Annotated in this window: 10 protein-coding genes and 1 pseudogene; 4 read left to right on the top strand and 7 right to left on the bottom strand. The window is 74.8% G+C overall.

The features are described 5' to 3' along the window. Positions 1–34 precede the first annotated feature (34 nt). Positions 35–718 (bottom strand): annotated as a pseudogene (locus ACZ5FU_RS22685) (TetR/AcrR family transcriptional regulator); the annotation flags it as partial. A 141-nt stretch (positions 719–859) separates the two neighbouring features. Between ACZ5FU_RS22685 and ACZ5FU_RS22680 the strand changes: the two are divergent. Further along, the gene (locus tag ACZ5FU_RS22680) at positions 860–2,116 is read left to right on the top strand and encodes a YncE family protein (RefSeq protein WP_468643306.1); all 1,257 of its coding nucleotides are present in this window, start codon (positions 860–862) and stop codon (positions 2,114–2,116) included. Positions 2,117–2,173: 57 nt separating this feature from the next. Here ACZ5FU_RS22680 and ACZ5FU_RS22675 read toward each other — a convergent pair whose 3' ends face one another. The 5 genes from ACZ5FU_RS22675 to ACZ5FU_RS22655 form a co-directional block, all read right to left on the bottom strand. Continuing rightward, on the bottom strand, positions 2,174–4,045 hold the full coding sequence (locus ACZ5FU_RS22675; protein ID WP_451527645.1) for a cellulase family glycosylhydrolase: 1,872 nt from the start codon (positions 4,043–4,045) through the stop codon (positions 2,174–2,176). A 226-nt stretch (positions 4,046–4,271) separates the two neighbouring features. Then, complete coding sequence (locus tag ACZ5FU_RS22670) at positions 4,272–4,772, bottom strand: metallophosphoesterase family protein (protein ID WP_451527644.1); 501 nt, start codon at positions 4,770–4,772, stop codon at positions 4,272–4,274. Positions 4,773–4,810: 38 nt separating this feature from the next. After that, entirely contained in the window at positions 4,811–4,996 is a 186-nt protein-coding gene (locus ACZ5FU_RS22665) for a hypothetical protein (protein ID WP_451527643.1), read from the bottom strand. 81 nt (positions 4,997–5,077) lie between these two features. Beyond that, positions 5,078–5,449, bottom strand: coding sequence for a DUF6479 family protein (locus tag ACZ5FU_RS22660; RefSeq protein ID WP_451527642.1), 372 nt, complete (start codon positions 5,447–5,449; stop codon positions 5,078–5,080). A gap of 78 nt (positions 5,450–5,527) precedes the next feature. Continuing rightward, the gene (locus tag ACZ5FU_RS22655) at positions 5,528–7,966 is read right to left on the bottom strand and encodes a SpoIIE family protein phosphatase (RefSeq protein WP_451527641.1); all 2,439 of its coding nucleotides are present in this window, start codon (positions 7,964–7,966) and stop codon (positions 5,528–5,530) included. A gap of 258 nt (positions 7,967–8,224) precedes the next feature. Here ACZ5FU_RS22655 and ACZ5FU_RS22650 point away from each other — a divergent pair, with 258 nt between their 5' ends. Next, the gene (locus ACZ5FU_RS22650) at positions 8,225–10,375 is read left to right on the top strand and encodes a PP2C family protein-serine/threonine phosphatase (protein WP_451527640.1); all 2,151 of its coding nucleotides are present in this window, start codon (positions 8,225–8,227) and stop codon (positions 10,373–10,375) included. Positions 10,376–10,513: 138 nt separating this feature from the next. On the opposite strand, the gene ACZ5FU_RS22645 is transcribed toward ACZ5FU_RS22650, so the two are convergent. Further along, positions 10,514–11,893, bottom strand: a complete 1,380-nt coding sequence (locus tag ACZ5FU_RS22645; RefSeq protein WP_469046487.1) for a S1 family peptidase — start codon at positions 11,891–11,893, stop codon at positions 10,514–10,516. A gap of 700 nt (positions 11,894–12,593) precedes the next feature. Between ACZ5FU_RS22645 and ACZ5FU_RS22640 the strand changes: the two genes are divergently transcribed. Together ACZ5FU_RS22640 and ACZ5FU_RS22635 are read left to right on the top strand one after the other, a co-directional pair. Continuing rightward, positions 12,594–12,809, top strand: a complete 216-nt coding sequence (locus ACZ5FU_RS22640) for a type A2 lantipeptide (protein ID WP_451527638.1) — start codon at positions 12,594–12,596, stop codon at positions 12,807–12,809. Between the two features lie 147 nt (positions 12,810–12,956). Further along, positions 12,957–13,763 (top strand): hypothetical protein, encoded by an 807-nt coding sequence (locus tag ACZ5FU_RS22635; protein ID WP_469046485.1) that lies wholly within the window; start codon positions 12,957–12,959, stop codon positions 13,761–13,763. Positions 13,764–13,890: the final 127 nt, after the last annotated feature.

Raw genomic sequence — 13,890 nt, 5'->3', positions numbered from 1 at the left:
CCGGTGCGCGCGTGCGGACCGGCCGCCGGCAGGGCCCTTCCGGGGTGGGTTCCATGGGCCGCAGGATGCCCAGCGGCTGCCGTACGAGTTCGTCCACGACCTCGTCGAGGGTGACGTTCACCCAGCCCGCGCTCCAATCGTGCGGAAAGCCGTTGACGCTGCCGATGGAGGCCGTCGCGGCGAGGCGGTGGTCGCGGAGGGGCGGCCTCGCCCCGGTCGGCGGCGGCGTCGGCCTCGGCGCAGATGAGCTCGACCCAGCGGGCGCGCCGCGCGAGGCGCTGTTCCTCCATGCGGGGACTGACGCCGACGATCTCGACGAAGGTGATGAGGCGCGGGTCGGCGGTGACGTCGCCGGCGTAGGCGCGGAGGAACGCGGCGACCCGTTCCGCGAGCGGCAGGTGCCGGGCGGTGGCGAAGGCGGCCACGACCGCTTCCTCGGCCCGGTCGTCGACCTGAGGTGCAGCGCGGCCAGGACGTCCTCGAGGGTGCGGAACTCCTCGTAGAACTGCCGCGTCGACAGGCCGGCCGCCTCGCTCGGCGCCGCGACCGTGGTGTTCCGGTAGCCGGGGGTGCCGCCGGACAGCCGCAGCGCCGTGTCCAGGAACCTGCGCCGCCGCTCGGCCTGCCGCTCCGCGGCGAGCTGGCCGGCGTAGCGGCCGGTCGGCGCCCTCAGCCTGCCCGCCGCGGTTCTCTCCCCCTCGTCGCCCCCTCTCCCGATTTTGTCGTGCACGTGCCTTGTGGCGAAGGACACCCCTTCCTTACTTTCCAGTAAGTCAACTTTGAACGCTCGCGTGTTCAGATTCGGGACCTCCCTGCACAGCTGCCCGCACGTGCCCCCACCCCAGAGGAGAGAGCAGTCATGGCTGCCTTCAGAACCAGGCACCTTTGCTCCGTAGCCGCCGCCCTCGTCCTGACCGTCACCGCCCCCGCCGCCGTCGCCACCGCCGCGCCCTCCGCCACCGACGCCGCCGCACTGCGCCAGGTGCTGCTGGTCGCCAACAACTGGGACGGCACCGCGGACGTCATCAAGTCCACCGGGGACTACGCGAGGATCGGCCGGATCAACGTCATCCCCGACAAGGACCGGCGGATGGCGGAGATCAACGCCGACCCGATCCGGTGGATCGCGTTCATGACGATCCGCAACAGCGTCGGCGAGGGCCACGACCAGTTCGTCGACGACATGTACTCCACCCCGGACGGCGCCTCCGTGGTGGTCTCCCGGCCCAGCTTCGCCGACGTCGTCTCCATCGACGTGGCCACGGGAGCCGTCAACTGGCGTTTCCCGGTGTCGGGTTACCGGGCCGACCACATGGCCGTCTCCCCCGACGGCAAACGGGTCGCGGTCTCCGCGTCGACGTCGAACACCGTCCACGTGCTCGACATCGACACCGGCAGGCAGCTCGGCTCGTACGCCACGGGCGACAAGCCGCACGAGAACATCTTCACCAAGGACGGCAAGTACATCTGGACCATGTCGATCGGCGACGTGACCACCGCCCTCGACGCGCCGTGGCTGGACTGGACCAAGGGCGACCGGCGCGTCACCGTCGTCGACGCGACGACGTACCGGCCGGTCAGGACGATCGACATGCGGCAGCGGCTGGACGCGATCGGCCTCTCCGACCACTCGGACGCCGTCCGCCCGGCCGCCTTCTCGCCCGACGAGTCCAAGCTGTACTTCCAGGTCTCGTTCTTCAACGGCTTCTTCGAGTACGACGTCGCCACGGACCGGATCACCCGGACCAAGACGCTGCCGGAGAACCCCGCCACGAACGACGACCGCACCACATTCGTCAACGACTCCCGGCACCACGGTCTGTCGATGCGGCCGGACGGCAGCAAGCTGTGCGTGGCGGGCACGATGGACGACTACGCGACCGTCGTCGACCGCGCCACCCTCCAGGAGGGCCCGCTGGTCCCCGTCTCCAAGCCGTACTGGGCGACGGTCGGCGGCGACGGCAAGGACTGCGTCGTCTCCGAGAGCGGGGCCGACCAGGTCACCGCGATCGACTTCGCCACCGGCCGCAAGGTCGTCTCGGTGCCGGTGGGCGACCACCCGCAGCGGGTGCGGCTCGGCCATGTGGCGGCCGACTGGACGTCCCCGGCGGGCTGAGCCGGGGCGTCCGTCCGCGCGCCGGGGCCGAACGGGCCCGGCGCGCGGACGGGTTCGTCATCCGCCGAACCGCTGCGCCGCCCACGCGGCCAGTTCGCCGCGGGCCGAGGCCAGCAGGGCCGGGGCGGGGGCGGTGGCGCCGTTGGTCACCAGGGCGTAGTGCAGGGTGCCCGCGTCGGTGTCGGTGAGCAGCAGGCGCCGGCTTCCGGTGCCGCCCGGCTCGGCGGCGACCCCGACCGGAGCGGCGGCGGTGTACGCCGGCGGGGCGTGGACGGCGCCGAGGTCGGAGACCACGGTCGTCGACCCGGTGGGGAACGAGGCGGGCAGGTGCAGCTCGGTCGGCGCCGAGCCGCCGCCGGAGCGCCACACGAGCAGCCCGTACTGCCCGGAGCCCACGAGCCGCGCCACGTCGGGCAGCGAGCCCGGCACCGGGTTCCAGGTGAGGGTGGTGGAACCGTCGCGGGAGCGGTCCTCGTAGGTGAAGGCCGCGGTGGTGCCGGAGGTGGCGCTCGGGTAGATCCGGTCGAGCAGCCGCGCGTCCTGACGGAGCGTCGCCTTTCCGCCGTCGTCGAGGCGTACGGCGGAGAGGTCCTCGTCGTTCCAGGCGTCACCGGAGGTGAGCACCTTGTCGGGGTTGCCGTTCATCGGCTCGTGGTGGCGGCCGTGGTAGATGTCCCACTGCCACTGGCTGCCGGAGAGGACCGGGCCGGAGGCCGCCGGGTTCGTCCACCAGGTGGCGCCCTTCACCCGCGAGTCGAGGGCCTGGTACATGGCCTTGAGGACGGTCGGCGCCTTGTCGGAGACCGTGCCGGCGAGGGGATGGCCGAACTCGCTGACCACGGCGGCCGTCCCGGCCGCCGCCGCCCGGTCGCGGACGGCGGCGAAGTCGGTGGCGTACTGGCCGTCGGCCGCCTTGCCCCACATCAGGATCGCGGAGATGGCCTTCTGGTCGTAGAAGTGGGTGTTGAGGACGTAGCGGGAGCCGAGGGTGCCCGCGTCGAGGAGGCCGCCCTCCTGCCGCTGGGAGGTGATGTTGGCGTTCCAGAAGAGGTTCGGCTCGACGAGGGCGGGCTTGTCCTGCCAGCCGGCCGCGTCCATCCGGGCCCGGAACCTCACGTAGAAGGGCCACAGCAGGTCGCGTTCCCAGGTGCGGCTGTTCTGGCCGGAGTCGTAGGTGCCGGCGTAGGGCTCGTTGTAGGGGTCGAAGCCGATGACGCCGGCGAACTCCTCGGCGTCGAGGTGCTGCCGGATGTACGTCATGGTCTGCTGGGCGGTGGCGAGGAAGGCGTCCTGGAGGCCGTGGGCGTTGTGCCAGAAGTCGTGCTGGGCGGCCTTGACCGCGCCGTTCTGGGTGATGTTCTGGCCCCAGAACAGGCAGATCCCGCAGGACTCGTCGGGATAGTCGCCGAGTTCCACCGCCCACCGCGGGGCGCCGTCGCCCGTGTACCAGCTGTCGGGGTCGAAGAGGTGGCGGGAGTGGAGGTCCTGGTGGAAGTCGGGGTAGACGCGGATGCCGGCGTCGAGGAAGGCGCGCAGCTGGTCGGTGGCGGCGGCCAGGTAGGCGGTGTCGACCTGGCCGCGCACGGGTTCGGCGTAGGCCCAGGAGAGCAGGAAGCGCACGGAGTTGCCGCCGCCGAGGGCGCGCAGGGCGGTCGCCGACCGCCTCGCGTCGGCGACCGAGGCGAAGGGCAGGCCTTCGTTCTCGGCGAGCTTGGTCTCACCGGAGACGTTGTAGCCGCGCAGCACGACCTCGCGGCCGGTGCCGTCCACGAAGCGGCCGCCGGACACGGTGAGCGCGGTGCCGTCGAACGGGAGGGAGTCGGGGAGGGGGGCGGCGGTGGCGGCGGGGGTGCCCGCCGCCGTCAGGAGACCGCAGAGTCCGCAGAGGACGACCAGAACAGCGAGCAGACGTGCCCGGACATTCGGCATGCCCCCTACGGTCCGGCCCTTCCCGGGCACCGTCAATAGATCCTGACTCAGGAGTAAGTTGACTTCCCGTCACCGCTCCCCGCCCGGGCGGATCGGCCGGACCGGGGGACGGGGGCGGACGGGGAGGCCGGGGTGCGGCCGGGAGGCCGGGGCCGGGAAGGCCGCCACCGCATCGGCGGGGGCGGCGGTGCCGTGCCGACGGCGTCCCGCGCGGTGGCCGCTCGCGTCAGCGCGGCGGCAGGCGGTGCAGGACGACGTCCGTCAGCCGCCCCGCGTCCACGGTGGCCGTCAGGTAGGTGCAGTGGGGTTGGCGCCTGCGGTCGGTCGGGGATCCCGGGTTGAGCAGCCGCAGCCCGCCGGGGGCGGTGGTGTCCCACGGGATGTGGCTGTGGCCGAAGACCAGGACGTCGGTGTCGGGGAAGCGGGCGGCGCAGCGGGTCTCCCGGCCCCGCGCGGGCCCGGTCTCGTGGACCACCGCGAGGCGCAGCCCGCCGAGGTCGGCGTGGGCGGTCTCGGGGAGGCGGGCGCGCAGGGCGGGGCCGTCGTTGTTGCCGTACACGCCGATCAGCCGGCGGCTGCGGCGCTCCAGCAGGTCCAGGGTGTCCGTGTCGACCCAGTCCCCCGCGTGCACGACGACGTCCGCCCGCGCGATCGCGTCCAGCAGCGGCGCGGGAAGCACCTTGGCGCGCCGGGGGAGATGGGTGTCGGACGTCAGCAGCAGGCGCACGGCGCCGGCGTACGGCGGCGGGTCCCCCGCGGGTCCGTTCAGTCCTCACCCCTGACGATGTTGCCCTCCGGGCCGCCGCGCGTCGCGGGCGCGGCGCCGGGGGGTTCCACGGCCGGCACGCAGGTGCGCGGCACGGCCTTGGCGCCGCGCAGCCGGCGGGCCCTGGCCCAGCCCGTCTCGGGCCCGTGGGCGGTCGGTCGGTCGGCCAGGGGTGAGGTCGTCACGGTCGGTCATCGCCTTTCCGCGTCATGGTGCTCTCCGCACCATGCTGCCTTTCCGCGTCGTACTGCCTTTCCGCGTCGTGGTCAGCGGGCACCGGGGCCGCCGCTGCCGAAGGAGCCGCCGGACCCCGAGTTCCAGCGGGGGCGGCTGCGGTCGTCGCTCTCGCGGCTGCCGGTGGGCCGCAGCTCGTGCGGGGTGAGGCGTTCGCCGTCCTGCGACCGCGGCATCTCGTTGGGTTCGCGCGCCCCGTGGCTCTCCCGCACCGGGCCCGACGCGGGCATCCGGGGCTGTTCCTCGGGACGCGGCGGGGCGGGCTCGCGGCTGCGGATCCTGGCGCCGAGCCGGAAGGCCCAGATCAGACCGCCGACGAGCGCGACGCCCACGACGACGAAGGCGACGGTGGCCAGGGCCGACTTTCCGGAGGCCGCCAGAACGGCGGCGGCAGTGGTGTCCATGGACGCCGGGTACCCTGCGCGCGCTCCGGAACACCCGGTGTGCCGCCGCCCGGCGGCCGCGGCCCCCTCCCCCGCCCCTCACCCCAGGGGAAGCTCGCTCCACACCTGTTTGCCGCCGCTGACCGGCAGCGTTCCCCAGGCGTCGGACACGGCTTCCACGAGCAGGATGCCGCGGCCCCCGGTGGCCTCCCAGCCCAGGCTGGTCGGCTTGACGGGCGTGCGGGGCGAGGCGTCGGTGACGGAGACGCGCAGCCGGTGGTGGACGAGCACGAGGTCGAGGCGGACCGGGCCGTCGGTGTGCACGAGGGCGTTGGTGACGAGTTCGGAGACGACCAGCAGGGCCGCGTCCATGGCGTCCGCCGGCACCCCCCAGCCCCGCAGGCTGCGCCGGGTGAAGCGGCGGGCGTGCCGGGCCGCCTCGGGAACCCGCCACACCGTCCAGCCCTCGCGCAGCGGCTGTACGGCCATGCCGTCGTAGCGCATCAGGAGCAGGGCGACGTCGTCGTCGCGGTGGGCGTTGCCGAGCAGCGCGTCGGCGACGAGACCCAGGTGGGCGGGGTCGGACACGGACAGTCCGTGCGCGAGGCGGTCCATGCCGGTGTCGATGTCCATGGCGGCGGACTCCACCAGCCCGTCCGTGGTCAGGGCGATCACGGTGCCGGGCACCAGCCGCAGCGGGGTCATCGGGAAGTCGGCCTGCGTGACGACGCCGAGCGGGGGGCCGCCGTCGGACTCGGCGATCTCCGTTGCGCCGTCCGGGTGACGCAGGACGGGCGGCGGGTGCCCGGCGCGGACGCACCAGGCGGTGCCGGCCTCCATGTCGACCTCGACGTAGCAGCAGGTGGCGAAGAGGTCCGTCTCCAGCTCCATCAGGAGCCGGTTGGCGTGCGAGACCACCACGTCCGGCGGGTGCCGCTCGGCCGCGTAGGCACGCAGGGCGGTGCGCATCTGGCCCATGAGCGTGGCGGCGCCGGTGCTGTGCCCCTGGACGTCGCCGATCACGAGGGCGACGTGGTTGTCGGGCAGCGGGATCACGTCGTACCAGTCGCCGCCGACCTCCAGGCCGGCGGTGGCCGGCAGATAGCGGGCGACGGCGACCGCGCCGGGGAGCTCCGGCAGCCGGCGGGGCAGCAGCTGACGCTGGAGCATGCCGACGAGTTCGTGCTCGGCGTCGAAGGCGTGGGCGCGCATCAGGGCCTGGCCGACGAGTCCGGCGGAGGCCGTGAGCAGGGCGCGTTCGTCGGGCCCGAAGTCGTGCGGGGTGTCCCAACCGATCAGGCAGGCGCCGGCCATGCGGCCCCCGGCGGACAGCGGCAGGACGGCGAGGCCGCCGGGGCCGACGTCGGCGAGGGCCGGCTCCAGGGTGGTGCCAGCGGGCCAGATCCGGGGCCGCCCCTCGCGCAGGGCGGCGGCGAGGGTGGGCATGGTGCGCACGGGCGCGTCCGGCCACTCGGTGCGCCACTCCAGCCGCCACAGTTCGGGCCAGGCCTCGGGTTCGGGAGGGTCCAGGACGGTCACGACGAGGCGGTCGTTCTCCAGCTCCGCCAGGGCGATCCGGTCGGCCCGCAGCGGGAGCCGCAGCGCGGCGACGACGGCCTGGCTGACGTCGCGGACCGTGCCCGCGGTGGCGAGGGCGGCGGCCAGGCGTTGCACGCGGGCCACGTCGGTGACGCCGGAGCGCACGGTGGAGACGTCGGCGACGGTGCCGGCGAGCCGGGCCGGGTGCCCCTCGCCGCCGGGCAGGAGACGGCCGCGCAGCCTCAGCCAGCGGGGCGGGCCGCCGCCGGCCCGCAGCACCCGGAACTCCAGCTCCCGTTCGCCGATGGACATGTGGTCGGCCTCGACCACGGACATCAGCGCGGGCAGGTCGTCCGGGACGGTGTGGCCGAGCAGGGTCTCGACCCGGCCGTCGAAGTCGTGCCGGCGCAGGCCGAACAGGTCCAGGATCTCGTCGCCGACCTCGACCCGGCCGGTGTCCATGGCGAGGCTGAAGGAGTTGGCGCGCAGCTCCCCGACCTCGTCGGGCTCGCCGTCGGCGGGCGGGGGCACCGCCTCGGCGACGAGTTCCAGACAGGCGCGGTCGTCGGGGTCGAAGCCGCCGGGACGCTCGCCGACGGCGACCAGGCAGCCGCCGCCGCGCACGGGCAGGAGGGCGAGGTGGACGTCCCCGGCGGGCATCCGGCGCGCGTCCGGGCAGTCGGCGAGCTGCTCGGGGCCCAGCCACAGGGGCGCCCCGGTGCGGTGGGCCTCGGCGGCCGGGGACCGTCCGTCGAGGGGGTAGCTCTCCCGCAGTCCGTACAGGGTCCTGGGGGCGCCGGCCGACTCGGTCAGACAGAGCAGGTCGCCGTTCTCGCCGGGCGTGTAGACGGCGGCCAGGCTCGCGCCCGAGAAGACCAGGGCCTGTTCGAGGACGCGCCGCATCCGTTCCGGTGAGGCGGGGCCGCCCGTGACCGTCCTCAGGGCAGCTTCGGCACGCAGGGCTCTCGCCTCGCGCTCCGCAGCACCCTGACCGACCACGACCGTAATTACAGCGCTTGTGCGACGTTCGCGCAGCCCTGGCGACGGCACGGAACGGTCACCGGGGGCCGGGTCCGCGGCTCGGGACCGCGGACGGGCCCGGGCACGGGGGCCCGGGGCGGGGCGGGACGGCTCCCGGGGGCCCCGTGCCGGTCCGCGGCCGTGGGGCCGCCCGGCCGTGCGCGCCGCTCCCGCCGTGCGCTCGTGGTCGGCAGGGGGCAGATTTGGTTGCCCGGGATCGTACGGTCGGGCGAGGAGGTGGGAACCGTGTCCGAGGGACAGCGGTCCGGCCGCCCGCCCGGGCATCCGGCCGGGCAGGCGCTGCTGGCGCCGGCGCTGACGGCGATGATGGACGCCGTCGGGGCGCACTCCGGCGCGGTCTACCTGCTGCCGGACACCGAGCCGGTGCTGGAGATGGCGGTGATGGCGGGACTGCCGCGGTCGTTCGCGGCGCCCTGGCAGCGGGTGGGTCTCGGCGCGCCGATACCGGTGGCCCGCGCGGTGCGCGAGCGGCGGCTGGTGTGGGTGGGCGGCGAGGAGGAGATGGCCCGCTCCTACCCGCGGATCGCCGTCGTCCTGCCGTACCCGTTCGCGCTGGCCGCGCTGCCGCTGGCGACCGCTTCGAAGGTGTACGGCGCGGTCTTCGTGACCTGGCCCGGCTCGCACCCGCCGGAGCTGTCGGACCGCGAGCGGCACGAGCTGCAGACGGGCTGCGACCGGCTGGCGCTGCGGCTGGAGCACTCCGCCGCCGAGAACCGTCCGGTGCGCGCCGAGGCCGACCCGTCGGCCGCCGGGCGGGCCGGGGCCCCGGACACGCTGGGCACGGTGGAGGCGGCGCGGCTGCTGGCCCGGCTGCCGTACGGGCTGTGCTCGCTGGACCCGAGCGGGCGGGTGGGGTTCGCCAACCCGGCCCTGGCCGGTCTGCTCGGCGTCCCGGTGGGCGAACTGCTGGGCGCCTCGCTGTGGACCGCGGTGCCGTGGCTGGCGGACCCGATGTACGAGGAGCGCTACCGGGCCGCGCTGATCAGCGGGCACGTCACCTCCTTCGTGGCGCTGCGCCCGCCCTCGGACTGGCTGTCCTTCCGGCTGTACCCCACCAGCACGGGGACCACCGTGCGGGTGGTCCGGGCGCGGGCGGTGTCGGTGTCGTCCCCGCCCGCCGCCGTGCGCGGCGAGGACACCCCGCCCCCGCTGGTGTCGATGTCGCAGGCGCTGAGCCTGGCCGGGGCGCTGACCGAGACGGTGAGCGTGCAGGACGTGGTGCGGCTGGTGGCCGAGGAGATCGCGCCGACCGTGGGCAGCGAGGCCCTGGCGCTGCTCGGCATGCGGGCGGGCCGGCTGCACGTGCTCGGGCACCACGGCTACCGGGACCCGCACGTGGTGGAGCGGTTCGACGGGATGCCGCTGGCCTCCCCCACCCCCGGCACGCACGCGGTCGTCCACGGAGTGCCCGCGTTCTTCGGCTCCCGCAGCCGGCTGGAGCACCTCTACCCCGCGCGGGACTTCGGCTCCGACGGCTTCGCCGCCTGGGCCTACCTGCCGCTGATCGCCTCGGGCCGCCCGGTGGGGGTGTGCGTCCTGGCCTACGCCGAACCGCACGACTTCTCCACCCACGAACGCGCGGTCCTGACCAGCCTGGCCGGGCTGGTCGCCCAGGCCCTGGACCGGGCCCTGCTGTACGACGCCAAGCACCGGCTCGCGCACGGCCTCCAGGCGGCCCTGCTCCCGCACTCGCTGCCGCCCCTGCCCGGCGTCGAGGCGAGCGCCCGCTACCTGCCGGCCTCCCACGGGATGGAGATCGGCGGCGACTTCTACGACCTGGTGCCCTCGCGTCCGCTGCCGGCGGCCGTGATCGGGGACGTACAGGGGCACAACGTGACGGCGGCCGGCCTGATGGGACAGATCCGCACGGCCGTACGGGCGTACACGACCGTGGGCCAGGAGCCGGGCGAGGTGATGCGCAGCACCAACCGGCTGATGATCGACCTGGGCACGGAGCTGTTCGCGAGCTGCCTGTACCTGCGGCTCGACCCGGCGCGCGGGCGGGCGGTGATGGCGCGGGCCGGGCATCCGCCGCCCCTGCTGCGGCGGCCGGACGGGCGGGTGCGGGCCCTCGACCTGGCGGGCGGCCCGTTGCTGGGGATCGACCCGGAGGCGACGTACCCGACCACGGAGATCGAGCTGTCGCCGGGCTGTGTGCTCGCCCTCTACACCGACGGGCTGATCGAGTCCCCGGGGGTGGACATCGAGGACGCGGTGGCCGCACTGGGGCGGCGGCTGGGCGAGGCGGGCGACCTGCCGCTGGAGGAGCTGGCCGACGCGCTGGTGGGGCACGACGCGGCGGCGGAGGAGCGGATCGACGACGTGGCGCTGCTGCTGCTGCGCGCGACGGTCCGGGACGGCGGCTGACGGGCCGCCGAGGGGGTCTCGGCGGCGGGGAGACGCCAGGGTCCGGCCCTCCCGCCGGAGGGCCGGACCCTGGCACCGGCCGGACCGGTGGGAAGGTCCGGCCGGTGGTACCGGGTGAGCGGTTCGGGCAGCGGTGCGTCAGTGGGTCTCGGTCAGTCCTTGGTCGTCCTGGGCACCGTCGCCGTGGTTCCCGGCACCGGCGTCGCCGGCGGCGTCCTGCCCGCCCGCTTCGTGACCGGCTCCGGCCTGCTCACCGGCTCCGGCCTCCTCACCGGCGCCGGCACCGGTGTCGCCGCCGGCCTGCTCGCCGGCGCCCGCGTCGGCGCCGTCACCCGCGCCGGCGCCCGCCTCCTCGCCGCCGACGCCGTCGTCGGCGCCGACGCCCTGGCCGGCCCCGCCGTTGCCGAGGGTCGCGCCGACCGCCTCCAGGGCGGTGGTCACCGGCTGGAAGAAGGTCTCGCCGCCGGCCGTGCAGTCGCCGCTGCCGCCGGAGGTCAGGCCGATCGCGAGACCGTCCTGGGTGAACAGCGAGCCGCCGCTGTCGCCGGGCTCGGCGCACACGTCGGTCTGGATGAGGCCCGTGACGGTGCCCTCGGGGTAGTTGACGGTGGCGTCGAGGCCGAGGACCTGTCCGTCGGCGAGACCGGTGGTGCTGCCCATCCGGAGGACCTGGGTGCCGACGGTCGCGTCGGCGGCCCCCGAGATCTGGACGGTCTGCTGACCGAGGTCGACCTCGCTGGGGGCGACCGTGGCCGGGTCGTCGTACTTCACGAGTGCGAAGTCGCCGTCGCCGGGGAAGACGGCCTGGTCGACGGTGGCGATGGGCTCACCGGCCGCGGAGTCGGACCAGGCCTCGGCCGCGACCCCGCAGTGACCGGCCGTCAGGAAGGCCGGGGAGCCGTCTCCCGCGGTGACGTTGAAGCCGAGCGAGCAGCGCGCGCCGCCGGCGAAGATGGCGTCACCGCCCGAGACGAAGGTCTTGAAAGTGCCGGCCGACTTCTTGATGGTGGCCGTGCCGTCGCCGAGGCCGCGGACGGTCGACTCCAGCCGGTCCCACCTGCCGCCGGTGACCGTGGAGTCGGCGGTGACGAGGATCTTGTTGGTCCGCGGGTCGACCGCCCAGGCGGTGCCCGGGATGGTCGCGTCGGCCTTGAGGGTCCTGGCGGCGGCCTCGAGTTCGGCGGTGCTGTTCTCGACCTCGCGTATCTTCGCGCCGGCCCGCTCGGCCTGGACGACGACGTCGTTCCGGTCGCCGGAGACGTCGACGACGTTGACGACGAGCTGCTTGCCGCCGGTGTCGTAGTACGAGCCCGCGAAGGCCTCGCCGAGCAGGTTCTGCAGCCGGGAGGCGAGGTCCGAGGCGTCCGCCGCCTTCAGGGTCTTCGGCGCCGCGGCGGCCGTGCCGCCGCCGTCCTGGGAGGCGTTGGCGTGCGGAAGCAGGAGCGCCGCCGCCCCGAGCGCCGCGACACCGCCCACCGCTATCGCTGCCTTGCGTTTCGGGATTCGCTTGTGACTCAAGAGACTCGACCTCCTGGGGGGACGGGGTCCGGCTGCCGGGGGCGGCAGCTCCGTACAGCGGCGCCTGGTTGCCGATGGGTACGCAGGAGACGCGCGGTGCGTTCAACGTTGTTTGCCAACTTCCTTTGCGAACCGGTGAATCGGCCGCGACCGGAGCCCGGGGACACCGGCCGGGCCGCCCGGTGGGCCGGCGGGCGGGCCGGCCGCGCGGGCGAGCGCCGTCCGCGCCCCTCGGGACCCCTCCGGCGCGACACCGGGAGTGACCCGTGGTCGACGGAACGTGCCGACCGGAAGCGGAATCCCCGCTTCGGAGAATCTGCACACCGATTGCCCAAGGGGGTCACGGGACGCGGAGCTTCTGCACAACCGCGCGGGCCCCGCCGTGCCCTTGGGGCGGGTGTGCCGGATTCGCCGCGAAGGCGTGCGCCGCTCGTCGGAGCGGTACCGGCCCGGGCTGTGAAGAAGTGGCCGACAAGGCGTGGTCACACCTGCACGCCGTGACGCCACTGTGATGCGAGTTGCCTGGTGGGGAGGGTGATCGATTGGAGACGCCGGCGGCGGACCTGCTTTGATCCATCGCACCGCGGGGCCCCCGGGGTCCGTGGAAACGGGCCTTCGGTGCCCTCGGACGCGGCCGTCGTCTGTCCCCAGAGGGGGCCGCTCCCCCCTTGTGAACATCCATATGAAGGGAAGTCCCCCCATGAACTCCACCCCCCAGGTCCAGACCGCCGAGATCTCCGACGCCGACCTCGACAACGTCTCCGGTGGCCTCTCCGTGAACGCCGTCGGCACCGTCACCGGTCTGGTGGACGGCATCGCCCCGGTCTCCGGCCTGGTCGACACCGCCGTCGGCACCGTGGAGGGCGTGACCGGCCTGAGCACCGCCCCGGTCACCAACCTGGTCGCCGGTCTCTGATCGCCGCCTCGTGAACCCCTGAGTCCCGGAGCCGTCACCCGGTTCCGGGACTCTTCGGTGCCGTACCGCCCCGAACCGGTCGGCGCAGAAGCCCAGTCGGTGCCGTACCGCCCCGGGTCGGTGCCGTGAGATCCCGAGGGAGGACCCGTGCAGTTCCGCCAACAGGCCCTCACCAGGCTCCGGTCGCCGGAGGAGCTCGACCTGCCGGTGCGCTTCGCCCGCCCCCAGGGGTGGCTGGTGCTGTCCGTGACCGTGGCCGTCATGGCCGCCGCGTCCGTGTGGGCGGTGACCGGTTCGGTCGCCTCCACCGTGAGCGCGCCCGCCGTCCTCACCCACGGCGAGGGCAGCTACGTCCTCCAGAGCCCCGCCGCCGGTCAGGTCACCGCGGTCCTCGCGGAGGAGGGCGAGCGGCTCCCCGCCGGCTCCCCCGTGCTGAGGGTGCGGACGGCCGACGGCGAGACCGTGGTGCGCACGGTCGCCGCGGGCCGGATCACCGCCCTCGCCGCCGCCCTCGGGCAGATCGTCGCGACCGGCGCGGACGTCGCCGCCGTGGAGAAGGTCGCGAAGGCCGACGCCCCGCTGTACGCCACGGTGTACGTGCCGACGGAGAACGCGGGTTCCGTCCCCGCGGACGCCCCCGTCGACCTGACCGTGCAGACCGTGCCGTCCCAGCGGTACGGCGTGCTGCGCGGCCATGTGGAGTCCGTGGGCCGCGCGGCGCGGTCGGCGCGGCAGATCGCCGCCTTCCTCGGCGACGGCCAGCTGGGCGAGCAGTTCACGAGGGAGGGCCGCCCGGTGGCGGTCCTGGTCCGTCTCGACGCGTCCTCCGCGACGGCGAGCGGCTACCGGTGGTCGTCCGCGGACGGGCCGCCGTACGCGCTCACCTCCATGACCCTGGCCACGGCGTCGATCCGGCTGGCCGACCGGCGTCCCGTCGACTGGCTGCTCCCGTGACCGCGTCCGGCACCCGCGGCAGGCGGCGGGCCGCGCCGCCCCGGCGTTCGGTGCCCCGGCGTTCGGTGCCCCGGCGTTCGGTGCCCCGGAGCCGGACGGGGACCGTCCGCACGCCCACCGTGCTCCA

This window comes from Streptomyces sp. NPDC031554 (assembly GCF_055580685.1).
This window is presented reverse-complemented; position numbering and strand designations above follow the sequence as displayed.